At 35.1% G+C, this 25922-nt stretch carries 21 protein-coding genes and 1 pseudogene; 20 read left to right on the plus strand and 2 right to left on the minus strand.

What is annotated here, in order from left to right; translation table 11 throughout:
- Window positions 1-22: 22 nt before the first annotated feature.
- The 15 genes from IGJ01_RS06090 (at window position 23) to IGJ01_RS06160 (ending at window position 17792) form a co-directional block, all read left to right on the plus strand.
- Window positions 23-1216, plus strand: a complete 1194-nt coding sequence (locus IGJ01_RS06090) for a pyridoxal phosphate-dependent aminotransferase (protein WP_008381156.1) — start codon at window positions 23-25, stop codon at window positions 1214-1216.
- Between the two features lie 43 nt (window positions 1217-1259).
- Window positions 1260-2558 (plus strand): asparagine--tRNA ligase, encoded by a 1299-nt coding sequence (gene asnS / locus IGJ01_RS06095; RefSeq protein ID WP_005236932.1) that lies wholly within the window; start codon window positions 1260-1262, stop codon window positions 2556-2558.
- A gap of 268 nt (window positions 2559-2826) precedes the next feature.
- A complete protein-coding gene (locus IGJ01_RS06100) occupies window positions 2827-3615 on the plus strand; it encodes a glycosyltransferase family 2 protein (protein WP_077452589.1) in 789 nt (262 codons plus the stop codon).
- Window positions 3615-4445, plus strand: a complete 831-nt coding sequence (locus IGJ01_RS06105) for a glycosyltransferase (protein WP_244733347.1) — start codon at window positions 3615-3617, stop codon at window positions 4443-4445. Before IGJ01_RS06100 ends, IGJ01_RS06105 begins: the two co-directional genes overlap by 1 nt.
- Window positions 4442-5146 carry a glycosyltransferase family 2 protein gene (locus IGJ01_RS06110; protein WP_244733350.1) on the plus strand — a complete coding sequence of 235 codons (705 nt, stop codon included), beginning with the start codon at window positions 4442-4444 and terminating at the stop codon, window positions 5144-5146. The genes IGJ01_RS06105 and IGJ01_RS06110 overlap by 4 nt, the downstream gene beginning before the upstream one ends.
- A gap of 106 nt (window positions 5147-5252) precedes the next feature.
- Window positions 5253-6119 (plus strand): glucose-1-phosphate thymidylyltransferase RfbA, encoded by an 867-nt coding sequence (rfbA, locus tag IGJ01_RS06115; protein WP_016621264.1) that lies wholly within the window; start codon window positions 5253-5255, stop codon window positions 6117-6119.
- A 15-nt stretch (window positions 6120-6134) separates the two neighbouring features.
- A complete protein-coding gene (rfbC, locus tag IGJ01_RS06120; protein ID WP_244733353.1) occupies window positions 6135-6707 on the plus strand; it encodes a dTDP-4-dehydrorhamnose 3,5-epimerase in 573 nt (190 codons plus the stop codon).
- Window positions 6708-6719: 12 nt separating this feature from the next.
- A complete protein-coding gene (gene rfbB, locus IGJ01_RS06125; RefSeq protein ID WP_244733355.1) occupies window positions 6720-7748 on the plus strand; it encodes a dTDP-glucose 4,6-dehydratase in 1029 nt (342 codons plus the stop codon).
- Window positions 7749-7790: 42 nt separating this feature from the next.
- Window positions 7791-8642, plus strand: coding sequence for a dTDP-4-dehydrorhamnose reductase (gene rfbD / locus IGJ01_RS06130; protein ID WP_244733357.1), 852 nt, complete (start codon window positions 7791-7793; stop codon window positions 8640-8642).
- A gap of 16 nt (window positions 8643-8658) precedes the next feature.
- A complete protein-coding gene (locus IGJ01_RS06135; RefSeq protein ID WP_244733359.1) occupies window positions 8659-9825 on the plus strand; it encodes a nucleotide sugar dehydrogenase in 1167 nt (388 codons plus the stop codon).
- A 209-nt stretch (window positions 9826-10034) separates the two neighbouring features.
- Window positions 10035-10835: an ABC transporter permease gene (locus tag IGJ01_RS06140; RefSeq protein WP_005229524.1), complete on the plus strand. Its 801-nt coding sequence runs from the start codon at window positions 10035-10037 to the stop codon at window positions 10833-10835.
- Window position 10836: 1 nt separating this feature from the next.
- Entirely contained in the window at window positions 10837-12066 is a 1230-nt protein-coding gene (locus tag IGJ01_RS06145; protein WP_244733361.1) for an ABC transporter ATP-binding protein, read from the plus strand.
- 26 nt (window positions 12067-12092) lie between these two features.
- Entirely contained in the window at window positions 12093-15167 is a 3075-nt protein-coding gene (locus IGJ01_RS06150; protein WP_244733363.1) for a rhamnan synthesis F family protein, read from the plus strand.
- Window positions 15168-15213: 46 nt separating this feature from the next.
- The gene (locus IGJ01_RS06155) at window positions 15214-16461 is read left to right on the plus strand and encodes a glycosyltransferase family 4 protein (RefSeq protein ID WP_196044543.1); all 1248 of its coding nucleotides are present in this window, start codon (window positions 15214-15216) and stop codon (window positions 16459-16461) included.
- Window positions 16462-16481: 20 nt separating this feature from the next.
- Window positions 16482-17792 (plus strand): DUF2142 domain-containing protein, encoded by a 1311-nt coding sequence (locus IGJ01_RS06160; protein ID WP_244733364.1) that lies wholly within the window; start codon window positions 16482-16484, stop codon window positions 17790-17792.
- 168 nt (window positions 17793-17960) lie between these two features.
- Here IGJ01_RS06160 and IGJ01_RS06165 read toward each other — a convergent pair.
- Window positions 17961-18314, minus strand: a pseudogene (locus tag IGJ01_RS06165) (transposase); the annotation flags it as partial.
- 806 nt (window positions 18315-19120) lie between these two features.
- Complete coding sequence (locus IGJ01_RS06170) at window positions 19121-20923, minus strand: LTA synthase family protein (RefSeq protein ID WP_244733365.1); 1803 nt, start codon at window positions 20921-20923, stop codon at window positions 19121-19123.
- A gap of 236 nt (window positions 20924-21159) precedes the next feature.
- Here IGJ01_RS06170 and IGJ01_RS06175 point away from each other — a divergent pair, with 236 nt between their 5' ends.
- From IGJ01_RS06175 to IGJ01_RS06195, 5 genes are all read left to right on the plus strand, one after another.
- Window positions 21160-21942 carry a glycosyltransferase family 2 protein gene (locus tag IGJ01_RS06175; protein ID WP_060792197.1) on the plus strand — a complete coding sequence of 261 codons (783 nt, stop codon included), beginning with the start codon at window positions 21160-21162 and terminating at the stop codon, window positions 21940-21942.
- Complete coding sequence (locus IGJ01_RS06180) at window positions 21911-22687, plus strand: glycosyltransferase family 2 protein (protein WP_244733366.1); 777 nt, start codon at window positions 21911-21913, stop codon at window positions 22685-22687. Before IGJ01_RS06175 ends, IGJ01_RS06180 begins: the two co-directional genes overlap by 32 nt.
- A gap of 1 nt (window position 22688) precedes the next feature.
- Window positions 22689-23045 (plus strand): DUF2304 domain-containing protein, encoded by a 357-nt coding sequence (locus tag IGJ01_RS06185; RefSeq protein WP_010749362.1) that lies wholly within the window; start codon window positions 22689-22691, stop codon window positions 23043-23045.
- Window positions 23042-24148, plus strand: a complete 1107-nt coding sequence (locus IGJ01_RS06190; protein WP_244733368.1) for a glycosyltransferase — start codon at window positions 23042-23044, stop codon at window positions 24146-24148. Before IGJ01_RS06185 ends, IGJ01_RS06190 begins: the two co-directional genes overlap by 4 nt.
- Window positions 24149-24236: 88 nt before the next feature.
- The gene (locus IGJ01_RS06195) at window positions 24237-25769 is read left to right on the plus strand and encodes a lipopolysaccharide biosynthesis protein (protein WP_244733370.1); all 1533 of its coding nucleotides are present in this window, start codon (window positions 24237-24239) and stop codon (window positions 25767-25769) included.
- Window positions 25770-25922 lie beyond the last annotated feature (153 nt).

The following is a 25922-nucleotide window of genomic DNA, read 5'->3' on the forward strand; positions in this document are numbered from 1 at the left end:
GATCGTAGGAAGGATGATAAACATGGTACTTTCAAAAAGAGCAGAAAAATTAGAACCCTCCGCTACGTTAGCGGCATCTGCTAAGGCAAAAGCATTAGCAGACCAAGGTGTAGACGTATTAAGTCTAACCGTCGGTGAGCCCGACTTTATTACCCCGAAGAACATTCGCCAAGCAGCGATTGCAGCGATTGAGAGCGGCAAAGCTAGTTTTTATACAGCAACTGCTGGGATTCCAGAGCTAAAACAGGCGATTCTTGCTTATATGAAAGAGTTTTATGGTGCTGACTATGATTCAAACCAAGTGATCGTGACAGATGGCGCGAAATTTGCTTTGTATACGTTGTTTCAAGCGCTTCTTGATGAAGAGGATGAAGTACTTATTCCAGTTCCTTACTGGGTCAGTTATGCGGAACAAGTCCGTTTAGCAGAAGGGACACCTGTGTTTGTTGAAGCTAAGCAATCAGCAGATTTTAAAGTTTCTGTTGCTCAATTAGAAGCCGCTCGTACAGAGCAAACGAAAGCCATCATTTTAAACTCGCCTGCCAACCCAACAGGGGCGATATACTCAAAAGAAGAATTAACGGCAATCGGCAACTGGGCAGTGGAAAATAATATTTGGATCATAGCGGATGATATCTATGGTCGTTTGGTTTATAACGGCAATACCTTTACATCAATCGCTAGTCTATCAGAAGAGATCCGCAAACAAACCATCGTGATCAACGGCGTTTCTAAAACCTATTCTATGACTGGGTGGCGGATCGGATTTGCTGTCGGCGATGCAAAAATCATCAAAGCGATGGTCGATATCGCTTCCCAAGCTACCAGCAACCCGCCGGCTGCTAGCCAATACGCTGCAGTTGAGGCACTGACTGGTAATCAAGAATCGATCGAAGTGATGCGTCAGGCCTTCGAAGAACGCTTGAACAAACTATATCCGCTAATTGCCGCTATTCCTGGTTTTCAGGTGACGAAACCCCAAGGCGCGTTTTACTTGTTCCCAAATGTCAAAGAAGCCATGACAATGTGCGGCTATCAAACCATTGATGCCTTCGTAGAAGCTTTACTAATGGAAGCCCACGTGGCAGTAGTGACTGGTGCTGGTTTTGGCACACCGGATTATTTACGAATCAGCTATGCAACTGATTGGGACACGTTAGCGGAAGCTACCAAACGAATCCATGATTTTGTTGAAAAGAAGCGCCAAAAAGCTTAAAATGCTCTATGGTGCCTTTATTAATTAGATAGGAGAGAATCAAGTGGAATCTATTCAAATTTTAGATGCAAAAAAACACGTTGGCGAAACCGTTCAAATCGGCGCATGGGTTGCTAACAAACGTTCCAGCGGCAAGATCGCCTTCTTACAACTTCGCGACGGAACAGCGTATTTCCAAGGAATCGTTGTGAAAAGTGAAGTAGGGGAAGAAGTTTTCCAATTAGCGAAAAATTTAAATCAGGAAACTGCCGTACTGGTCACTGGGGAAATCAGGGAAGACAGCCGCTCAAAATTTGGCTATGAAATTGGCATTTCTGGTTTAGAAGTTGTTGGGGAAAGCCATGATTACCCAATCACACCAAAAGAACACGGAACAGATTTCTTGATGGACCATCGTCATTTATGGTTGCGTTCCTCAAAACAACACGCCATCATGCAAATCAGAAACGAAATCATCCGGGCAACGTATGAATTCTTCAACAAGAATGGCTTCATCAAAATCGATCCACCGATCCTAACCGGATCAGCACCAGAAGGAACGACCGATTTATTTGAAACCAACTATTTCGATCAAAAAGCATATCTATCTCAGTCCGGTCAATTGTACATGGAAGCTGCCGCTATGGCGTTTGGCAAAGTCTTTTCTTTTGGACCAACCTTCCGTGCCGAAAAATCAAAGACACGTCGTCACTTGATTGAATTTTGGATGATTGAACCAGAAATGGCCTTTATGCACCAAGAAGAAAGTTTAGAAGTCCAAGAGCAGTACGTGGCATTCTTAGTGCAAAATGTGCTCGATAACTGTGACTATGCGTTAGACGTCTTAGGTCGTGACCGTGAAGTCTTGAAAAAATACACCAAATTACCATTCCCACGAATCTCTTACGATGATGCAGTGGAATTATTACAAAAGAACGGCTTTGATGATATTCAATGGGGCGATGACTTTGGCTCACCACATGAGACCTTTATTGCCAATTCATTCGATCAGCCCGTCTTTATCTTAAACTATCCAAAAGCCATCAAACCCTTCTATATGAAGCCACATCCAACGAGAGAAGATGTCGTGATCTGTGCCGATATGATCGCACCAGAAGGCTATGGCGAGATCATAGGCGGTTCTGAACGTGCTATCGATCATGAATACCTGCTAGAACAAATCCGCGCCCACGGCTTAGACGAAAACGAATACTCATGGTATTTAGACCTACGCAAGTACGGCTCAGTTCCTCACACCGGCTTTGGACTTGGACTAGAACGGACCGTTACCTGGTTATCAGGAATCGAGCACGTAAGAGAATCCATTCCGTTTCCACGGTTGTTGAATCGGATTTATCCGTAATTTAAACAAATTTTGTGCAAAAGCGTAAACGATTCACTCAGCACACCATCCCTTGCTAGAAAGTCTCTAGCGGGGCTGGTGTTTTTATCTGCTCTTAATGATGAGGGATTACTTCAGAAAAGAATCAAGCAGCAATCCAACGGGCGGCTGGGACTGAATAGAAGAAATCGCTTTGCTTGCTCGAGTCTGCTTTTTTTAAGCGCGGTGATGTGATATAATAACAAATTGACTAGTATCTCTCATTTTATAACATTAAGGACAATACACTATGGATAATAGAAAAACGAATAAAATAATCATCAGTATTGTGACACATAATAGTCGTGATATATTCAAAACATTGGATCATCTGGAGAAAGAGATAGGAGAGGATCCACGCTTTGAAGTGAAAATATTTGATAATAATTCGAAAGTAGAATACATTGCTAAAATGCAAGATTATCCATTTGTCACTGTCATCTCAGCCAATGAAAATCTTGGATTTGGTCATGGACACAATCAATTATTAATGAACGCAACGCAAGAATACGGATTTATTTGCAATCCTGATATTCTTGTCACGAAAGAATCAATTGAAGGATTATTAAAAAGAATTCAAGAGAATGAAGCAGCTGTCGTAGTTCCTCAGGTTTTGAACGAAGATGGCTCTATTCAGTATTTAGTAAGAAAACGATTAGCTGTATTCGATTATTTCTTGCGATTTATTCCGTTTCATTGGGTAAAAAAAGTATTTAAAAAAAGACTGTCTGCTTATGAGTGCCGTGACCTTCCACAAGATCAAACCAGTTATATCCGAATGGGCTCTGGTTGTTTTATGCTGGTAGATATTACTCGCTTTAAAGAAATCGGCGGCTTTGACGAGCAGTTCTTTATGTATTTTGAAGACAATGATTTGTGTTTGAGATATGAAAAAGCGGGGTACCGCATTTTGTATACGCCCTTTGAAAAAGTCGTGCACTTATACGGTAAAGGAGCTCATAGAAGTGCAAAACTCTTTTTGGTGTTTATGCATTCGATGATGAAATTTTTTAATAAATGGGGTTGGAGGCTGTTTTGATGAACCGTTTATTTGTGACGATCGTAATGTATGAAAGAAGTTGGGAAGAAGTGGTGTCTTCAATCCTTTTGGAGACAGCAGTTGAGAACCAGCAAATTCATTTGCTGATTTATGATAACAGTACACAAAGTCATGATGAGCCTTTTTTTCAGCATCCATTAGTGACCTATTTCCATGATCCAGCCAATCCCGGCCTCTCCAAAGCATACAATAAAGGGTTTAAGTCTGCGTCTAGCGGCGATTTTGATTTGCTGCTTCTCTTGGACCAAGATACGGAGCTGACAAAAGCCTACCTAAACTTTCTTATGGCTGAGACGATGGGAACTGAAATAGGTGCTGTTGTGCCGCTGGTTTATAGTGGCACAACACAGGTATCACCGGTCTTAGCTGATCGTTATATCAATCGAAATCTGGCATATCCTGCTATCGGTGAGCAAAAACAGCGGATAATGGCAATCAATTCCGGTACCGCAGTCACTCTCGCGGCTATAAAAAAAATCGGCGGATTCAATGCTGCTTTTCCGCTTGATTTTTTAGATCATTGGCTTTTTTTCCGCTTATATCAAGAAGGCTTTCGGTTTTTGATCGCAAACCAAAAGCTGAATCATGATCTTTCAGTCATGCATTATAAAACGATGACTAGGGAAAGATATGAGCAGATTCTTACCAGTGAATCGAAATTCTATAGGGATTTCGATAAAGAAAAGAAAAAGGAACATGAAAAACAGCTTTTTTTTCGAACAATAAAACAAGCACTTTCACCCAAAATGTGCCGATTCAGTCGAAGAACATGGAAAGAATACTTGTCATTTAGGAAGGATCATTTATGATATCAGTATGTGTAGCCACTTATAACGGAGAAAAGTATCTTCAAGAACAGCTGGACAGCATTCTAATTCAACTTGCACCTGATGATGAGCTGATTATTTCGGATGACTTCTCTACTGACAAGACAAGAAGTATCCTCGATTCTTATCGCGCAGATCCCCGAATCAAACTTTTGGAAGGACCGCAAAAAGGCATTATCAAAAATTTTGAACACGCAATTAACCAGGCTTCAGGCGATCTAATTTTTTTGGCCGACCAAGACGATGTGTGGCTTCCCGATAAAGTTGCTGATACAAAAGCAAAATTTGATGAAAAAAAAGAGACACAAGTAGTCATTTCTGATTTGAGAATTGTCGATGAGCAGCTTGAACTGATTGAACCCTCCTATTTTGCCTATCGGAATGTAAAAGTCGGATTTTTACGAAATTTGCTTAAAAATAAATACATCGGAGCAGGCATGGCTTTTCGAAGAGAGTTGAAGCCAGCTATACTTCCGTTTCCGCAAGCAATTCCAATGCATGATATGTGGATCGGTGCAATGGCAGGCAACCGTATCGAACTTATCGATAAGCAGTTAACGTTGTATCGTAGACATGAAAAAAATGCCAGTGAAATCAAAACATCCGCTTCATTTGGCCAGCAATTCGTGTGGCGCTGGGGTCTAATAAGAAGCCTGATTATGAGAAAGGTATTTGATAAATAAAAGTTACATTTTCATTTCAAAACTTTGAATTGAATGACAAAGCTTTCTAGAAATGAGATAATGCTGTGGTGAGAAATACAAGTAAATTATTTAAGGAGCGTAATGAATGAAAGGAATTATTTTAGCAGGCGGTTCAGGAACACGCCTTTATCCATTAACAAAAGCAACTTCTAAACAATTGATGCCTATTTATGACAAACCAATGATTTTTTACCCAATGTCTACATTGATGTTGGCGGGGATCAAAGAAATTTTAATTATTTCCACTCCTCAAGATACTCCTCGCTTTCAAGAGTTATTCGGCGATGGCAAAGACTTAGGACTGCAAATTGACTATGCAGTACAGCCAAGTCCTGACGGCCTCGCTCAAGCATTCATTATTGGGGAAGAGTTTATCGGCACAGATAGTGTTTGTTTAGTCCTAGGAGACAATATTTATTATGGCGGCGGTCTATCAAAAATGCTTCAACGAGCTGCTGCAAAAGAATCAGGTGCAACCGTTTTCGGCTATCATGTGAATGATCCTGAACGATTTGGTGTAGTGGAGTTTGATGACGATATGCACGCCTTGTCTATTGAAGAAAAACCTGAGAAGCCGAAATCAAATTATGCTGTAACAGGTCTGTATTTCTATGATAACGAAGTAGTCGAAATCGCCAAGAATATCAAACCGTCTGCGCGTGGAGAATTAGAAATTACCGATATCAATAAAGTTTATCTAGAAAAAAATAAACTTTCTGTTGAAGTCATGGGAAGAGGTTTCGCTTGGCTTGATACAGGAACACATGAAACATTGCTTGAGGCATCTACTTTTATTGAAACGATTGAAAAACGGCAAAACTTGAAAGTTGCGTGTTTGGAAGAAATATCATTCCGAATGGGCTATATCACAAGAGAGCAGTTGGTTGCTTTAGCTGAGCCATTGAAAAAAAATCAGTATGGTCAATATTTATTACGACTAGCTGCTGAATAAAGAGGAGACGCTTTGATGAAAGTTATAGAAACAAAATTGACAGATGTAAAATTAATAGAGATGGACGTTTACGGCGATCATCGAGGTTTTTTTACTGAAAGCTATTCAAAAGAAAAATTTTCAGCAAAAGGAATTGACTTTGATTTTGTTCAAGATAACCACTCATTATCTGCTGAAGCTGGTGTCTTAAGAGGCCTGCATTTTCAAAAAGGTGAAGCAGCACAGACAAAATTGATTCGTGTGGTGACTGGTGCGGTACTTGATGTTATCGTAGATATTCGTAAAGGCAGCCCGACCTATGGAGAGTGGGAAGGGTACTTGTTAACCGAACACAACCATCGTCAGTTATTAGTACCTCGCGGATATGCTCACGGGTTTATGACACTGACCCCAAATGTGAACTTCTTGTATAAGTGTGACAACTATTATAATGCTGAAGCTGATGGCGGCATTGCATTTGATGATCCCGATTTGGCAATTACTTGGCCTATAGATGTGAAAAAAGCGATTCTATCAGAAAAAGATAAAAAACATCCAACACTGAAAGAATTTGAAATAGAAAATACATTTGTCTATGGTGAAGTATAAGGAGTGAAAGTGATGAAAAAAATTATTGTAACTGGTGGAGCAGGATTTATCGGCTCTAACTTTGTTCATTATGTGATCAATAATCAGCCTGATGTTTTTGTAACAGTTTTAGATAAGCTGACCTATGCGGGAAATAAGAACAATCTTAATGGTCTGCCAAAGGATCGCTTCGAATTAGTTGTCGGCGACATTGCTGATCAGGAGTTGGTAGATAGATTGGTTCAGAATACAGATGCTGTCGTTCATTATGCTGCAGAATCTCATAATGACAACTCGTTGAAAGAACCTTTTCCGTTTGTCCAAACCAACATTATTGGAACGTATACGCTGATAGAGGCATGCCGAAAGTACAATGTTAGATACCATCATGTTTCAACCGATGAAGTATATGGCGATCTTCCTTTGAGAGAAGATCTTCCGGGACATGGCGAAGGAGTAGGAGAAAAATTTACGGACAAAACGCCGTATAACCCATCAAGTCCTTACTCTTCAACAAAAGCTGGTTCCGATCTTTTGGTAAAAGCTTGGGTGCGCTCATTCGGTCTTCAAGCGACGATCTCCAATTGTTCTAATAATTATGGACCTTATCAACACATTGAGAAATTTATTCCTCGACAAATTACCAATATTTTGAGCGGCATCAAGCCGAAATTGTACGGTGACGGGAAAAATGTCCGTGACTGGATTCATACAAATGATCATTCATCAGCTGTGTGGACGATTTTAACAAAGGGGCAAATGGGTGAAACGTATCTCATCGGTGCCGATGGTGAAGAGGATAATAAAGCAGTAATTGAACTGATTTTAGAACTAATGGATCAGCCCAAAGACGCGTATGAGCACGTAAATGATCGACCAGGTCATGATTTACGCTATGCAATTGATTCGACAAAATTGAAAGAAGAATTGGGCTGGCAACCGGAATTTACCAATTTCCGAGATGGCTTAGCCGATACGATTGAGTGGTATCGCAACAACGAAGAATGGTGGAAGACAGAAAAAGAAGCGGTAGAGAAAAATTATGCTGTGAATGGACAATAAATAAAAGCAGGGAAACCTGCTTTTTTTGAAGGGATGAGAAATATGATTTTACTGACAGGCGGAAATGGGCAGCTGGGCACGGAGCTGCGACATCTATTAGATGAAAAAGGATTAAGCTATGTCTCAACGGATGCCCAGGAAATGGATATTACGGACGAACAAGCAACTCTTGCGTTTATTCAAGAATTAAAACCGACCGTTATTTATCATTGTGCTGCATACACAGCAGTAGATAAGGCGGAAGATGAAGGCAAGGAACTTGATGAGAAAATCAATGTCAACGGGACGGAAAACGTGGCGAAAGCGGCGAAAGCGGTAGGAGCAAAGTTTGTTTACATCAGTACTGACTATGTTTTCGATGGAACGAAAAAAGAAGGAGTATACAAAGAAACAGATACGCCGAATCCTCAAAATGAATACGGTCGTACAAAACTGCTGGGTGAACAAGCAGTGAAAGATCTTTTAGATGAATACTTCATTATCCGAACTTCATGGGTTTTTGGTAAATATGGACATAATTTTGTATATACAATGAAACGTTTAGCGCAAACGCACCCGCGCTTAACCGTCGTTGATGATCAATATGGCCGTCCAACATGGACCCGAACATTAGCTGAATTTATGGTCTATATTATCGAAAACAATGCAGACTATGGGATCTACCATCTATCAAATGACAATAGCTGTTCATGGTACGAATTTGCCAAAGAAATTCTGAAAGAAACGGATGTTGAGGTTGCACCTGTCACTTCAGCAGAATATCCGCAAAAAGCAAAACGACCACAATACTCGGTGTTGGATCTTACAAAAGCAAAGAATACCGGTTTTGTTATTCCTACTTGGGAAGAAGCATTGGCTGATATGACTGCATCTTTAGAGAAAGAAGAAAACTAGAAAAAGAGGGATCATGATGAAAGTTTCCGTTTTTGGTTTAGGTTATGTAGGATTAGCAAACGCTTTGTTATTGGCGCAAAAAGAAGAAGTACTTGCTTATGATATTGTGGATGAAAAAATCGATCAATTGCAAAAGAACATCTCACCTCTTGAAGACAAAGAAATTCACCAGTTTTTGGAGCGGACAGACTTGTCCGTTCGTTTCACCAAAGCTTTTGATGAAGCTGTTGACTTTGGGGATGTATTAATTATTGCGACGCCTACAGATTACGATGAGCATAAAAACTATTTTGATACGTCGACTGTAGAATCGGTGATTGAAAAAGCGCTGGAGTTGCGTCCAGATGCTGTGTTTATTATTAAATCAACAGTTCCTGTAGGGTATACATTAGATCTTAAAGCACGTTTTAACACGGAGAACATTTTATTTTCACCTGAATTTTTGCGTGAGGGAAAAGCTTTATACGACAATTTGCATCCTTCGAGAATTGTTGTTGGAGAATGCAGCGAGCGAGCGAAAGAGATCGCCGAGATGTTCAAGCGAAATACATGGGAAAATGAAATTCCCGTGCTTTTAACAAATCCGACTGAAGCTGAAGCAATCAAACTGTTTTCTAACACGTATCTGGCGCTGCGCGTGGCATATTTCAACGAATTAGATACCTATGCGGAAGTGAGGGGACTTGATTCACGACAAATCATTGAAGGCGTCGGGCTGGATCCTAGAATCGGCTCCCACTACAACAATCCGTCTTTTGGATACGGTGGCTACTGTCTGCCCAAAGATACCAAGCAGCTCCTAGCTAACTATGATAAGGTTCCGAATAATATCATTCAAGCGATCGTCGAAGCAAATACGACCCGCAAAGATTTCATCGCGGATCAGATTCTTGATCGACAACCGAAAGTTGTGGGCATCTATCGATTGACTATGAAAGCTCATTCTGATAATTTCCGCTATTCTTCCATTCAAGGAATTATGAAGCGGATCAAAGCCCATGGAATCAACGTAGTAGTATACGAGCCTTCTTTAAAAGAGAAATCCTTCTATAACTCTGAAGTGATTGATGACTTTGAGACGTTTAAAAAGATCTCTGATGTTATTGTAGCAAATCGTATGGAAGATGTACTGCATGACGTAGAAGAAAAAGTATACACAAGAGATTTGTTTGAAAGAGACTAAAAACTTTGAGAAAAAGGAGGCCAAATTTCGTTCGTTGAATGCGGCTTTCTTTTTTTCGTTTAATCTGTCAATGAAACATTAATTTTTTTTCTCAATTTTTGAAATGATCTGATAGAGGTTGAGAAAGAGGGGAATGTCGAGTATACTTTTTAAGGATAGCTTTAAAAAGTTTTACCGCAAAAAAGATTAGTGGAACCTTAAAGGAGAAAATGATGTTCGAGCGTAAAAATAGAATTTTATTGAAAGAATTAGTAAAAACCGATTTTAAACTAAGATATCAAGGAAGTATTATGGGCTATGTTTGGTCTGTTTTGAAGCCCTTGATGCTGTTTACTGTCATGTATGTGGTCTTTGTACGTTTTCTTAAATTTGGACAAGATGTTCCTCATTTTGAAGTGGCGTTACTTTTGGGAACCGTTCTATGGAGCTTTTTTAGCGAAACGACAAATTTAGGTATGTCATCAATCGTCACACGAGGCGATCTGCTTAGAAAACTAAGCTTTCCTACACATATCATTGTTATTGCTGTATCGATCAACGCCTTAATCAATCTAGTAATCAGCCTTGTGATCGTTCTTTTATTTGCGATGATCAATGGAGCGGATATTTCAATCTATGCTTTTTTAGCACCGCTGCTTCTGATTGAACTCTATGCCTTTTCATTGGGCGTGTCTTTTATTTTGGCAACAATCTATGTTAGGTTTCGAGACATTGGACCGATCTGGGAGGTTGTCCTTCAAGCGGGTTTTTACCTTACACCGTTAATTTACCCATTGACACTTGTAATGAATATGGACGTGAACATTGCCAAACTTTTGATGATGAATCCAATGGCTCAAATCATTCAAGATATGCGGCATATCTTAACAAGTACAAGTAATATTACGGTATGGCAATTAATAAATACGAATTGGATCGTCGCAATTCCATATGTTTTGCCATGGATCGTATTAGTTGCCGGCTACATGATTTTTAATAAAAATTCGAAAAAATTTGCGGAGATTATTTAATATGAATAATGAAATAGCAGTGAAAGTGGATCATATAGGAAAATCGTTTCGTCTTCCTACAGAAAGTACAACGAGTTTAAAAAGAACGATCGTTAATTATTTTAAAGGAATCAAAGGATACAATGAGCAAAAAGTCCTAAGAGATATTTCTTTTGAAGTGAATAAAGGAGATTTCTTTGGAATTGTCGGAAGAAATGGGAGTGGAAAATCAACCTTATTAAAAATTATCTCCCAAATTTATACACCTGAAAAAGGGTCTGTAGAAGTGAACGGAAAATTGGTTTCTTTCATCGAGTTAGGCGTTGGATTCAATCCAGAATTAACTGGGAGAGAGAATGTCTATTTGAATGGCGCTATGCTTGGTTTTTCCGAAAAAGAAGTGGATGGAATGTATTCCGATATCGTTGAGTTTGCGGAATTAACTGAATTTATGAATCAAAAATTAAAGAATTATTCAAGCGGCATGCAGGTTCGGCTTGCGTTTTCTGTAGCGATTCAAGCGAAAAGCGATATTTTAGTTTTAGATGAAGTATTGGCTGTCGGGGATGAAGCGTTCCAAAGAAAATGCAATGACTATTTCATGAAGGCCAAAGATGAGAACAAGACCATTATACTCGTGACTCACTCAATGGAATCTGTTCGTAAATACTGTAATAAAGCACTGATGATCGATAAAGGGGAAGTAAAAATCATCGGAACCCCAGATGATGTAGCAAATCAATATTCTTTAGACAATGTTACACAGACGGGGGCCTCCACCGTTATTGAAAAAACAGACGATATCGATGTAAAGAAAGAAGAAGAGAACGATTACATTAAAGACTTCAAAGTACGGTTGCTATCAGATGAACTAATAGAGAAAGATCAAAAAAGAATAGCGTTTGAAGTTTCGTATGAAGTTTTAGAGGAAATGAAAACATATATAGCTTTTTCTTTAACGGATATTGATCGAAATATTTGGGTATATAATGACAATTCATTAGATCATATGACCACAGGCTTAGGGAAAAAAACTTTGCGTTATACATGTAATTTGAACGAAATGAATGGTTGCAAACTTCGGTTAGGTGTTTCAGTCAGAAATGAATCAGACCAACCTTTCGCGTTCTCTGATAAGGAGAATTCACCTATTATAATTATTTCTCCAAAAAAAGAAATGTCTAAAAGCGAGAGAATTTCTTCTAGCGGATTAGTTAGACGAAATGGATCTTGGGAAGAAATCGAAATATAGTCTGGTAATGAGGTGGGCAAAACTTTATGGGGTTAGTATCTGTTATTGTGACATGTTACAATCACGAAAAATATATTGAACAATGTTTAAAAAGTGTACTTTCTCAAACGTATTCTGAGATTGAACTGCTTGTTATAAATGATGGTTCAACTGATAAATCAGAAGAAATAATTCTTAAAACTCTTGAACTTTCTAACACAAAATATGAGTATATTTATCAAGAGAACAGTGGTGTTTGCGTAACAAGAAACCGTGGGTTAGATTGGATAAAGGGCAAATATGTTCTTTTTATTGACAGTGATAACTATCTCGATCCTGAGTTTATTGAAAAATTAGTTTCTTTGGCTGAAAGCGAAGAGGTCGATATAGTATATACCGACTTAATCAATGCTTCATCAAAAGAACTTTTCATGAAAGCCAGACCGTTCGAGCTTCAAGCCTATTTAACAAATAATTTTATTGATAATTGTTCACTAATACGAGCATCCATCATTAAAGATGTTCGTTATGACTTGAATTTAAACCGAAAAAAATTAGTTGATTATGATTTTATCATGAATTTGATTTTAGTTAATAAAGCAAAACCAAAAAAATGTGAAGAAGCTAAGCTGAATTATCGAGTACTGGCAAATTCGATTTCTAGGACCGGAGAGCATTCTTCTGATAAATTTTATTATGAAGTTTATTTTTATATATTAAGAAAACATATTGAAGACTATCCCAATGAAATTCTTAATGCAGTTTCACACAATACTATGATATTGGAAAATAGATTAAGCAATCTCACAAAACATTTGACTGAGTTAACAGAACATGTAAAGAATCAAGATCACGAAATTATCGTGAAAAACGATGAAAAAAAACTTTTAGAATTGGATAAGCAAAATCTGCTTGTTGAAAGAAAAGAGTTGGGTGAACATTTCTCTTATGAAATTGAAAAATATGAAAAAGAACAATTTACAATGAAACAAATTATTGCAACTTTGGAAAATGAGAAAAATGAAATTCGAAATTCAAATTCATATAAATTAGGGAATCTTTTCATCAAGCCTATACATTACGGATATCGCTTTATTAAAAATCCAGCTCTTGCTTTAAAAGTGTGGAGTAAATTAAAAGAGAACACAAGAAAATACTCAACAAAAGTTGTAAAACCCTCTACACTCCTGATGAGGATTAAAAGGAGTGTAGAGAGAAAGAATAATAACTATGTTGCTCCATCAAGAATTTTGATTTTTGTTATTTATGAAGACAAAGAGAAATTACAAGAATATAAACTTCTTTTCTTGAAAGCATTTAAAGCTCTATGTACAGATCTCTTAATTATAGTAAATGGTGATTTACCAAGCTCGGATATTGAGCAGTTGGAACAATTAGGCCGTGTAGAAACCAGAGAAAATAAAGGATACGATACGGCAGCATTTAGACATGGAATTTTGCTTTTGGGTAAAGAGAAGCTTTTGGAATATGATGAGTTACTGTTAGTAAATGATACCAACATTGGACCTATTGGTGAATTATCATCTATTTTTAAAAAAATGGCAGATAAAAAACTGGATTTTTGGGGTTTGACTTATGGAGAAGAATATAACGATTTTACTAATTTAAACAAATACGGCTATATTCCTAAACACTTACAGTCTTACTTCTTAGTAATAGAAAAGACATTGCTTTCTTATTCAGGGTTTTATTCTTATTGGGAAAAAATGAATGATACAAATTCAAGAGATAAAGCAATTGGTATGCACGAAACGGTATTCACAAAGCATTTTTCAGATTTAGGATTTAAGCATGGTGCGTTAACAGAAAAAAACGAGGATAGTGCAATGTATATCCATCCTCTTGAGATGCTTAAAGAGGGTATACCAGTAATCAAATATACTGCATTATCAAACTATACAAATGAGAAATTTATTTGGCAAGGCTTGAATAGGCAAACAGAAATCCCTAGTTTGGTAAAATATATAGAAGAAAAGACAGATTATCCTGTTAAAATCATCAAAGAGATCATAGAGGATATAAAGGAGAAAGATTCACAAAAGTATGTATTGATTATTGATGGTGTTGAAAATGTTATTCCACAACTGACAAAATATCGTGTTGAAAATAAAATTGAACAATTAAAAAATTTGAATTTTAGAGTGAAGTCTGTGGGACTTTCTGAGCTGAAAATTAGCGATGCAGAAAGAGCGAGCCATATTATAATTTATAGAGCGCCATATAATGAGATGCTGGTCAATTTGATTCAAGTGGCCAAAGAATTTAATAAGCCTGTTTTATATGATATTGATGATTTAGTGATTGATACGAAATACACTGACCAGCTTTCGTATGTTAAAGGATTATCTAAAATAGAGAAGCAAAATTATGATGCTGGCGTGACTAACTATGGAAAAATGCTGGTTCTATGTGATATTGCAATAGCTTCCACAGAAGATTTGAAAAAAGAGCTAAAAAAGTATAATACTAAAGTGTTGTTAAACCGTAACTTAGGCAGTGAGGAATTAATAAAGCTAAGCAATAATGCAGAAAAACTTAGTGATGCATCATGTGTTCATATTGGGTATTTTTCTGGATCAATTACTCATAACGAAAATTTTGAATTAATTATGCCGGCAATATTGAAAATTTTAGCTTCCTTTAATAACGTGAAATTACATTTAGCGGGTCATATCGATATTCCGAATGAGTTAAAAGAATATAGTGAACAAATTGTGATCCATCCATTTGTTGACTGGAGATTGCTGCCGCAACTTGTTAAAAATGTAGATATAAATCTTGCGCCGCTTGTCGACACTATATTTAACAGGGCAAAATCTGAAATTAAGTGGTTAGAAGCTGGGTTATTAAAAATTCCAACAATTGCCAGTAACATTGGATCATTCAAGGACATGATAATTGAAGGTGAAACTGGCATTTTAGTTGATTCATCTGAAGATTGGTTTGAAAAACTAGAGCTGCTTGTAACGAATGGAGAGTTGCGCAAAAAAATTGGACGTAACACGTATAATTATGTTGTTAACAATTGTACGACAATTCAACATAACGATGAATTGACAGATTTTTTATTTGAAGAGGCAAAAAATAAAATAAACGATTAAATAAAATATTCTTTAGTATAGGTATGTTTTAAATGAAGGAGACAAGATGAAAACAATACTTTTCGTGTCACCAACGGGTACGCTCGATAATGGAGCAGAAATATCTATCGTCAACTTAATGAAGTTTTTAGCTGCAGAAGGATATCATGTAGTTAATGCAGCACCGATATATGGAGTTGCAACAGAAAATGATTATTCTAGATATTGTGAGTCCAATGGCATTGAATGCTATTTGATCAATAGCCAACGTTGGTGGTGGGAAGATGCTCCCGCACATATATTTGGTTCAGAAGAAGAAAGAGTTGTTTCATATAGAGACACAATTAAGACATTAACCGAGATTATAAAAGAAAAACAAGTGGATGTGGTGATTACAAATACGGTAAATATGTTTCAAGGTGCTCTTGCTTCTTGTCTAGAATCTATTCCTCATATCTGGTTAATTCATGAATATCCAGAAAAAGAGTTTGCTTACTATAAGAATAAACTAGATTTTATTGATCAATTTTCCACGGATATATTTTCGGTCACAGGTGATTTAAACAATCATCTGAATAAATTATTTAATAGTAGAGAAATACTTCCTTTTGCGCCGTATACAGAACTAAAAAGTTCAAATATTCAAATAGGAAAGAAAAAAAGAATCGTTTCAGTTGGAAGAATAACCAAAAGAAAAAATCAATTGGAGCTAATTCGAGCATTCCATGAAATAAATAGAAAAGATATCGAACTAGTTTTTGTTGGCGGTTGGGATGAAGAGTATAAAAGAGAATGCGAACGATATATAAAGGAGCATACTATTGCATCAGTTTCTTTTACCGGGAATGTAGAGAATCCATGGGATATAGTTACAGATAAGGATATTTGTGTGTTTACATCAAGTTTAGAGACATATGGATTAGTTTATGTAGAAGCTTTACTCAATGGTATTCCAGTGATCATTTCGGACAATCCAGGCCATTTATCTGCATATGAGATGTTTCAACATGGGAAAATATATCCCTTAGGTAATATTGATTCGCTTGTAGAGGCTATTAATTATTTTATAGACAATTTTGAAGAAGTAAAAAGTAAATCAGAAATGTTCATTAAAACAGCGAAAGAAAAATATCAAATCAAGTCAGTTTATCATGTTTTAATAGAAAAAATAAATCAAGCAAAGACAAATGAACATGCTATAAGACACATAAAAAACTTATTAGTAATCAACGAAAAGAAAAGTAAATTAGCAAATCTAGAAATAAAAATAAGAACCTTTGTGCAGAGAGTGATGTATAAGATTAAAAATAAATAAATACTTAAGGGGTTAAAATAATGGTTCGAAACAAATTACGAGAACCGCAAGGGATTTTTCTCGTACTAGCAACTCTATTTATAGGGATTTCGGTATTTTTAATGCCTATTAATAGAGTGCCCGATGAGATGAACCATGCGAGAATGGCATGGAATTCAATATTTGTAAGAACTGACACGAGTTTTGATTGGATGAATAGTGTTAGTGCAGATACTGAAATTAACAAAAGTGAATATAAACAGTTGTTTACGGAAAAAATTGATTTATCCGAGGAAAAATTTCAACCAAGCTTTGAGTTGAAAAGAATTATGCATATTCCGCAAGTTTTAGGAATGATACTAGGAAGCATTGTTTATCCATCAATAGGCGTAATGGTAACATTGGGACGCTTATTTAACGCTGTATTTTATATAGCCAGTATGTATTTAATTATTACAAAGACTAGATACGGTAAATGGTCGATGGTGCTTTTATCTTTACTCCCTATAATGGTTCAACAAGCAGGATCATTATCTTATGATGCTGCAAACTTCGTAGTGATTCTTGGCTTTTTTGCCTTTTTAAGCTTAATGATTGAAAATCCTCAAATCAATCTAAAAAAGTTGTTTCAAATTTTGCTTTTTGCTCTAGCACTATATATTACGAAAAGTAATAACTTTTTATTTCTATTGCTTCTGTTCCCAATCAATTTCATATTAGCAGGAAAACTTTCTCCTTTGGAGAAAGTTAATCAGCATATAAGAAAGTTGATCTTCAAATACAAATATATACTGATCGTCCTTTTGCTTGTTCTTGGGGGATTAGTAGGTATTAAAATGTTTGGTGGTATACAGGGAATTAAAGAATTACTGCTCGTTTTGGTGAGAACTCTATTTAATAATAATCTAAATGGACATTTAAACAGCATTTTAACCGTGGGTATGTTTGGTTATATTGGGTTGTTTTCGGTAGAAATCCCTTTGTGGATTATTTTTATAGATGTAGCTTTATTGGCTTTTATTTCTGCTCTGAATAGTGATTTTGAAATCAAGAAAATATTCGGATTTTCATCGTTAGCAATCATTGTAATTCAAATTTTGGCTATAATCGCTGGAATGTACTATGCTTGGACACCGCTAGTATTAGGAGAGAATGCAATAATTTCGGTAGGTGCACAAGGGAGATACTTTACTCCGTTTCTTATTTTTCTTGTTCCTTTTTTCATCTCATTAAAAGATAGCATAAAAGTCGAGATGAGTGAAAAGCTATTAAGGTTTGCTATAATATTAACTTTAGTATTCAATTTTATTGTTTCTACAGGCTTGGTTTTGGATACTTATTGGTTTTTATGATGGGAGAACTTATGAACAGGGTTGCTTATCTTTAGATTAGTTTTTTTTCTTTTCTAATTCATTTTCAGTATAGAAATTTGCTGATTCTGTTTTTCAATAATAGATGAAATGAGTTGTGTAAAATCAAATTTGGGTCAGAATGAACCACATTCTGGCTCAGATTTTTTGTTATCTTACTTTGATTAATTGATTGATCAAAAAGATTCTAATTCTCATGTTCTCGAATGATTTAAATCCGTAGGATACTCGTTTCATTGTCTTTATGTGGGTATTCTTCGCTTCTATTTTTCCATTGGAATAAGGATAGATCATTGCGTTGGTGATGCCTTCTTCATAGGTCAGAAGGTTTTGAAGCTTCTCCCGAAAGCTGTCATCTAACGTTTCGGGAAGTTCTGTCAATAAGGAGAAAAATAAGTCAGGGTCTTTGTCTCGAAAGGCTTCAACTAATTCATGAAAAAAGGGATACGCCTCCTTCCGGGGCGTAGAAAAGCCAAGCAATCGATCAATCATCATCGTTTCTGTCCCATAAAAATTATAGAGGCTGATTTTTTGAGGAGAATGATTAGGCGGTTGAGAAATAGAAAGCCTTATTCTCATTACATGATATAAATATCTTTTGGTGTAATGTTGTAACAGGAAACTTGAAATGCTTTTAATTTTCACTTTATAGATAATGGGATTATAAGAAGTCTGTTAAAATAAAATTTCGCTTTTTTACTAAAAAAATATTCATATAATTATATTTTGATTAAAATAAAAAAAGGTGATAAATCAAGCAGCATTCTTTTTTAATTTACCTCTACTCACAATATAGTTGATTTAATAAATATTAAAGTAATAATCGCTCTTTAAAGAATCGATGTTAAAAAGGTATTTTAAGAAAACTTTTTTATGTACAAAACTAGTATAAACGAGAGGATATTATGATTGACTTGCAATTCTGTCATGCAGGTCACCTTAAAAAGTGTAATTTGGCTGATACATAAAAAGTGGTTGTGGACAATCAAGAAAAATCTTCCCTCTTCCAGTTGCTACTATATATTTTTTATTTTAAGAGCGGATGTGAAATATTGTTGTTATTTGAAAAAAGAGTTTATAGATTAGACCAGCAAAATATTTTTGGATTTTGAATCGTGTTTAGAAAAAATATTAGATTTCTATCAGAATATATTATTTCAAAAACTACTTAATCATATAGCTAACAAGAAAGTGATCTTTCTAACATGTTGCTTTGAGCAAGCGAAAAAAAAGACAAAAACATCACTTGGATGCTTTTGTCGGGGCGATTTATGAAGTATTCCATGCAGCAGCGATCGATATATTTTTCACTAATTATTACTATTTGTATTTATGGTAAGATCCGAACCTTTCATTATATACTTATTATAAAAACTTGAGTTTTTACTTAATTCAGAGGTAAATGTCTCGTATCCCAAGAATTCCATTAAAGTATTAGTATCAGAATATAAATTAGTACCTAGTCCTATTCGGTCGCCTTCTATTTGTACGCCTAGTGCGGCCAATGTTGTAGGGAAAAGATCGAGTGTGCTAAATTGACGCTCAGTGTTATTTAATGTAGTAATAGGAGAGTTGATGAATAAATTAAAAACCGTTCTCTGGTAAGTTTCTTCTATTGAAGCGAAGTAACCTTGGTCCATATTTAAATGGTCTCCAGCAATAACAATAGTTGTATTTTCATAAAATGGCTGTGCTTTTATCCAAGCAATAAAGTCGCCAATCATCTGATCCGAATAATAAATAACATTGCTAAGCTGTTCATCAAAAATCTCAGGTGTATTTTCATTTTTGTATCCATCTGGAAAATGAGTATCTGCCGTTAGCATAGTCAAATTAAATGGCTGGTCTAGTGATGCTTGTTCCAAAAGTGTGTTTTTCGCAAATTCAAAGAGTTTCTCATCCTCATATCCCCACCATACTTTTCTATCTTTTGGTATCCAACCATGGTCATTAGCATAATTATAATCCCGTATCTCGTAGTCTCCATGTTGCTCATAAAATTTCTTCCTACCGCCAAAATCGGCGTCTGACCCCAATAATAAAATTTGGTTATATCCGTTGTCATGTAATATGTCACCTATAGAGGTAATTCCTGGCATGAAATGTTCAGTATTTCCATAGTCGTTTTCACTATATCCGCCGGTCACACGTAAAGGCACGCCTGTGCTTTGTCCAACCATTCCTCCTACCGTAAATCCAACACCAGGAACTTGAATTGCCCCCCCTAACAGCTTTTGGTTGGAGAAATTTAGTCCATCTGAATATGAGAGTTCTGTGATATTTGGCATTAAATTTTCTTGTTGGGCGCCTCCAACAGCTGACGAAAGATAAGTTGTCTCTAAGGACTCAACAAAAATATAAATCAAGTTTCTCTTGTCCTCAGGAAAAGTTATAGAAATCGAATTTGGATCAACATAAAAATCTTCATATATAGTTGATTTTTCAAAAAAGTAAGCTTTCAATTCATTAAAACCAAGTTTATTAAGGCCTAATACTATATTTGCTAACAATAAAATTACTGTAAAAAAAATAGAAAGAAAGCATGATTTTTTTGGAAATTTGACTATTCTAGTGGTTTTCGAAGAACGAATCATAATCATGAAATAGAGTAGAATGATGATAATTTGTGTAATGACTATAGAGTTTAGTAAAGGACCTAAAAGATATGCGTAAATCTGTCCTTGATCAGTTCCAGTTAGCGGTTGAGAAAGTGTATAAAAAATTTCATCTATTCCAACGTTTCCGAAGTAGCTTTTAGTCCAATAGGCGCTATTAGAGGCCAAAAAACCTAAAAATGTCAACAATATCAGTAGTAGTGAAAGTGCAACATATTTTTTATCAATCTTTATAGGTTTCTCAAGCCAATAGTTTGAACCAAATCTAAAAATTGCATAGAAAATTATCGCAAGGACTAATGAGAGTATGGTCCTTACAACCGTACCATTTTCTGAAACCCTTTCTAAAAAAAGTACGACTCGAGTAAAATTGGATGAAATAAAAGTACTAAGGGTGAAATGAAAGCTAGAAATAAAAAAAGCGAAAAAAAGCCGCTTCAAAAAGGTAGAGCGACAGTAAAAAAACAAAATAAAAAAAAGACCCAGGCTTATAAGCATTTAAAAAATCCTCCCAGAAAAAACTGTTTTAGAAATAAGTGTCGTTAGCAAAAAGTTTAATATAAATCTTCGATTAAGTAAATTATTTCATTAAATACAATCTTAAAAAGATGAAGTATGATAAAGTAAGAAAAGGTTATATATTTTATTTGATTATTGAGATTTATTTAGAAGTCGAGTATAATTTTAAAGATTGAGTTTGTAGCGGCAGCTCTAGAATAGGAAAGGGGAAGAGAATGCATACCTTTGTAATTTGTGCATATAAGGAATCGCCATTTTTAATAAAATGTATTGAATCTTGTAAGAATCAGACGAGTGTTTTAAATAATAATTCCAAGATAATAATGTACACAAGCACGCCAAACGAATATATAAAGAAAATTTCTGGACAATATGGGATCCCTTTATTTATAAAAGAGGGAGGCAGTATTGGAAAGGATTGGAACAATGCTTTGTCTGTGGTAGAAACAAGATATGCGACAATTATTCATCAAGACGATCTCTACTTGTCAAACTATGGAGAAAAAATATTGAATTCTTTCGAAGAAAACAATAATCTTAATATAGTATTTTGTGATTATGAAGAAATTGATGAGCAAGACAACATAAGAGAACGGAATGTTAATTTGAAAATAAAGACCTTCGGATTGCATTTACTGAGTTTGTTGCCATACAAGAAATATCAGCGCAGAATATATGCTTTTGGTAATTTTATATGTTGCCCAGCTGTATCATATGATTTAGATCGGTTAAAAGATTTTTCCTTTAATGAATCTTTAAGAATGGCGGTTGATTGGGATGCTTGGGAACGCATAATGAAGCGCCATGGAGAAATATTATACATTCCTGAACGTTTGATGTATCATCGTATCCACTCAGAATCAGAAACAACGGTTAATACAGTTTCAAAGACAAGAGAAGCTGAGGAATACGAATTGTACCAACGTTACTGGGGAAAGACTATTGCGAAGTTATTGATGAAATATTATGTTAATAACCAAAAGAGCAATCAACTATGAAAATAAGGATGAGGTAAAATTGAATCCCAAAATATTGTTAATCATTCCAGCCTATAATGAGGCGGACGGTATTGAAGATGTTATCCGCAAAGTAAATGATTATAAAAAAAATTATAAATATATCCTTGATTACATTGTAATAAACGACGGCTCAACTGACAATGAAGAAGAAATCCTTCGAAAAAATGATATCAACCATGTTGAACTTGTTAATAATCTTGGTATTGGTGGAGCAGTTCAGACCGGGTACATTTATGCTTTAGAAAATGATTACGACATCGCTGTTCAGTTTGATGGGGATGGACAGCATGATATTCAAAGTCTACCTAATTTGATAGAGCCTCTCATAAATGACGTAGCTGATTTTACTGTTGGTTCAAGATTTGTTTCTGATAGTAAATCTAGTTTTAAATCCACTGGTGCCAGACAGGCAGGAATAAAAATTTTATCCAATTTAATTTATATGCTGACTGGTCTAAGAATAAAGGATGTTACAAGCGGTTATCGAGCGGGCAACAGAAAAGTTATAGAACAATTTGTTAGTAGATACCCAAGTCAATATCCAGAACCTGAGAGTTATATGCATTTAATTGCGAAAAACATTAGAGTAAAAGAAGTCGGCGTTAGAATGTTTGAGAGGACTAGTGGGAAATCAAGCATTCATTTGTTGGACTCAGGTGCCTATATGTTTAATGTTTCGATCTCTATATTGATTGCTTCTTTGATTGAGAGGGAGGATAAGTAATATGCCAATACAGCTCCAAATAATTGCTATTTTTTTAGCAATTGGTTTTTTATTGTTAACGATATTTTTAATTCGGAAAGATCATGCAGAAGTCAGACAAATGAATAAGTGGTTATTTTTAAGCGTAATTATGATTTTTGGCGCTTTGTTTCCCAGTTTAGGAACAAAAATTGCTCACTCATTTGGAATCACCACACTTACTTCATTAGCATTGTTCACATTAACTGCTTTTTTGTTATTTATTGCTTTAACAAGCAGTATTGCCTTGATAAATACCCAACGTCAAATTAAAACATTGACACAGCAATTGTCACTTTTAAAGCATGAAATGAATAAATTAAAAAAGGAGAAACAATGAGAGGCGTATATCTATCGCAAGATCTATCGCATGCTGGTGGTATAGAGAAAAAAATCTATAGACAAATCGAAGAATTTGAAAAGAACAATTTTACTATATATAAGGCGATTAATCCCAAGAGAAATATATTTCACCTGATTCGCAATGTTATCCCATTTTTTTCTAAACAATATTTTATGTCTGATAATATTAATTGGATTGAATATGACTTTGTTTATATAAGAAAAGGCGCCGTCTTAGACAAAAGTGTTATTGGCTTATTAACTAAAATAAAATTACAGAATCCGCAGATTCTTATTATTATGGAAATTCCGACATATCCTTACATAAATGAATTCAAGGGTTTGCTTAAATGGATTATAAAAAGCAAAGAAAAATTATGGGTTCCTAAGTTGAAATTGTATGTTGATTTGTTCGTTACTTATTCCGACGATAAAAAAATCTATGATATTCCATGCTTAAATATTTCAAATGCATACGATTTTCCGGAGCATCCGCCTTTAATTAAATGTTCGAGTGATTCAATACAACTCTTAGGCGTAGCTGCGCTATGCTTTTATCATGGTTATGATAGAGTCATCGAAGGGTTGAATAATTATTATCAATCAAGTAAATCACAACGCCAGATTCAGTTTCAACTAGTTGGTGATGGTCCTGTGCTTAAAGAATATGAACAATTGGTTAAAAAATATCAATTAGAAGACAAGGTTACGTTTCATGGTAGAATAGCATTTTCCGATTTAGATCGATTTTATCAGACAGCAGATATTGGAATTGACTCTTTGGCTCGTCATAGATCGGGTGTTTTTTATAATAGTAGTTTAAAAGGAAAGGAATATTTAGCAAAAGGTTTACCTATTATATCAGGGGTTAAAACAGAGCTGGATTCAGAAAATCTATCTTTTTATTACAAAATTCCCAATGACGATACACCCCTAGATATTGAAAAAGTCATTGAATGGTATGATTCTTTGAGAAAAAACATGTCGAAGAAAGAATTGACAAACTTCATATACAAATATGGTAAATCAAACTATACGTTTGAAAAAACATTTCAGCCTGTGGTGGATTATTTAAAAGAACGAGAGACTAAAAGAAAATAAATTTTACTTTGTTGGTTTGCTATCCAATGGTTCAATCAGCGAGATATTGAGTAAAGAAAATAAAATTTATTTAGTTGAAAGGATTCTAATGGAAAATAATCAAACAAAAAACTTATTTAAGAACTCATTTATCACTGGAGTTATTTTTGTAATTCAGATGATTATGAGTTTTGTTACAAGAACTCTTTTTATTAAATTCTTAGGTGTTGAAATACTGGGATTCAATGGTGTAATAAGTAATATTTTGATGGTTCTATCTGTTGCTGAGCTAGGGATAGGACCTGCCTTGATTTTTTCGCTTTATAAACCTTTAGCGGAAAATGAAGTCGAACTAGTGAAAATTCTGATGAAATTTTATAAAAAAATATATACTTTGATTGGCTTAATAATTGCAGGACTAGGGCTCGTTCTGATCCCTTTTTTACCCTTTATCATAGATAGTTCTGCTCAGATTGATCATCTGTATTTGTATTATTTATTGTTTTTATCAAATACAGTAGTGTCATATTTCTTCACTTATAAAAGAAGTATAATTATAGCAGATCAAAAGAACTATATAGTAGCTTCAAATGACTTTTTATATTGGATGATGTTTCAAATCTCAAGTTGTTTTGCTATAATGCTATATAGTAGCTTTACTGCGTATCTAATCTTTCAACTTTTAAGTACGATAGCTGCTAATCTAAGTATCTCTTTTATAGCGGATAAAAAGTTCCCTTATCTTAAGGATAAACCCAGTGATACACAGTTGCCGCAAAATTTAAAATCTGAAATAAAGAAAAACACAATTGGTCAATTTACCAATAAAATAGGAACTATGGTTGTTAACGGAACTGACAACATCCTTATTTCAATTTTTATAGGTTTATCTCAAGTAGGAATGTATGTGAATTACACGTTAATAGTTACTTCCGTTACAAATTTAATCAATCAGATTATTAATTCAATGACCGCTACAATTGGAAACGTCGGAATAACTGGTTCCCGTTCAGATTCAGTGCGTATGTTTGAAAATCATCTTTTTTTGGTTCATTCTATCGGCTACTTTTGTAGTTTCTATTTGATTGTGTTGTTTAACCCATTTATTATTCTTTGGCTTGGCAGTAAATTTACGTTTAGTTTTTTTACAGTAATATTAATTGTTTTAAATTTTTCAATAACAATTTCAAGGAAAAGTGCGCTTAGCTTTATTGATGCTTATGGATTGGCATGGTACCAAAAGTATAAACCGGTTTTCGAATCTGTAGTGAATTTGGGACTTTCTATACTTTTCATCACAGTGTTCCATTTAGGCGTTGATGGGGTTTTGTTAGGAACCATCATTTCCAGCATAACGATTTCATGTTGGTTTGAACCATATGTTTTATACAAACATGGTTTTTCTGAACCGTTTAAAAAGTTTGCAATATTAGCTGTTAAAAATTATGGCGCAACAGTAATAGGCTTAATACTGGCAATTGTAACAGCTCTATTGACATCAGAGCTTAGAGGATTTCAAGGTTTTATTCTCCAAATTTTAATCACAAGTATAATATTAATATCTTCATTTATTGCTATTAATATTAAACGAAGAGAATTTCGTTGGTTCCTACACCTTGTTTTAAGAAAAAAACATAATTAATTTCTAAAACAGTTTCACAAGTGATATCATTTAATTAAGAAGAATTTAAGGAGGAGTTGTTTTGTCTAAACAACAGCATCCAGAAAAATCGTTTAAAGACGAAGTTTTAAAGTCTTTAGAGTCAAACCAAAACAAAGAACGGGATATAGGAAG

It is taken from the genome of Enterococcus sp. AZ089, from assembly GCF_050547225.1.
GTDB classification, from domain to species: Bacteria; Bacillota; Bacilli; order Lactobacillales; family Enterococcaceae; genus Enterococcus_D; species Enterococcus_D entomosocium.

Bases quoted from the DNA above. Each gene is read 5' to 3' on its own strand.
- IGJ01_RS06090 (WP_008381156.1), top strand. From the start codon at position 23: ATGGTACTTTCAAAAAGAGCAGAAAAATTAGAACCCTCCGCTACGTTA.
- IGJ01_RS06100 (WP_077452589.1), top strand. From the start codon at position 2,827: ATGGATAATAGAAAAACGAATAAAATAATCATCAGTATTGTGACACAT.
- IGJ01_RS06105 (WP_244733347.1), top strand. From the start codon at position 3,615: ATGAACCGTTTATTTGTGACGATCGTAATGTATGAAAGAAGTTGGGAA.
- IGJ01_RS06110 (WP_244733350.1), top strand. From the start codon at position 4,442: ATGATATCAGTATGTGTAGCCACTTATAACGGAGAAAAGTATCTTCAA.
- rfbA (WP_016621264.1), top strand. From the start codon at position 5,253: ATGAAAGGAATTATTTTAGCAGGCGGTTCAGGAACACGCCTTTATCCA.
- rfbC (WP_244733353.1), top strand. From the start codon at position 6,135: ATGAAAGTTATAGAAACAAAATTGACAGATGTAAAATTAATAGAGATG.
- rfbB (WP_244733355.1), top strand. From the start codon at position 6,720: ATGAAAAAAATTATTGTAACTGGTGGAGCAGGATTTATCGGCTCTAAC.
- rfbD (WP_244733357.1), top strand. From the start codon at position 7,791: ATGATTTTACTGACAGGCGGAAATGGGCAGCTGGGCACGGAGCTGCGA.
- IGJ01_RS06135 (WP_244733359.1), top strand. From the start codon at position 8,659: ATGAAAGTTTCCGTTTTTGGTTTAGGTTATGTAGGATTAGCAAACGCT.
- IGJ01_RS06140 (WP_005229524.1), top strand. From the start codon at position 10,035: ATGATGTTCGAGCGTAAAAATAGAATTTTATTGAAAGAATTAGTAAAA.
- IGJ01_RS06145 (WP_244733361.1), top strand. From the start codon at position 10,837: ATGAATAATGAAATAGCAGTGAAAGTGGATCATATAGGAAAATCGTTT.
- IGJ01_RS06150 (WP_244733363.1), top strand. From the start codon at position 12,093: ATGGGGTTAGTATCTGTTATTGTGACATGTTACAATCACGAAAAATAT.
- IGJ01_RS06155 (WP_196044543.1), top strand. From the start codon at position 15,214: ATGAAAACAATACTTTTCGTGTCACCAACGGGTACGCTCGATAATGGA.
- IGJ01_RS06160 (WP_244733364.1), top strand. From the start codon at position 16,482: ATGGTTCGAAACAAATTACGAGAACCGCAAGGGATTTTTCTCGTACTA.
- IGJ01_RS06170 (WP_244733365.1), bottom strand. From the start codon at position 20,923: ATGCTTATAAGCCTGGGTCTTTTTTTTATTTTGTTTTTTTACTGTCGC.
- IGJ01_RS06175 (WP_060792197.1), top strand. From the start codon at position 21,160: ATGCATACCTTTGTAATTTGTGCATATAAGGAATCGCCATTTTTAATA.
- IGJ01_RS06180 (WP_244733366.1), top strand. From the start codon at position 21,911: ATGTTAATAACCAAAAGAGCAATCAACTATGAAAATAAGGATGAGGTA.
- IGJ01_RS06185 (WP_010749362.1), top strand. From the start codon at position 22,689: ATGCCAATACAGCTCCAAATAATTGCTATTTTTTTAGCAATTGGTTTT.
- IGJ01_RS06190 (WP_244733368.1), top strand. From the start codon at position 23,042: ATGAGAGGCGTATATCTATCGCAAGATCTATCGCATGCTGGTGGTATA.
- IGJ01_RS06195 (WP_244733370.1), top strand. From the start codon at position 24,237: ATGGAAAATAATCAAACAAAAAACTTATTTAAGAACTCATTTATCACT.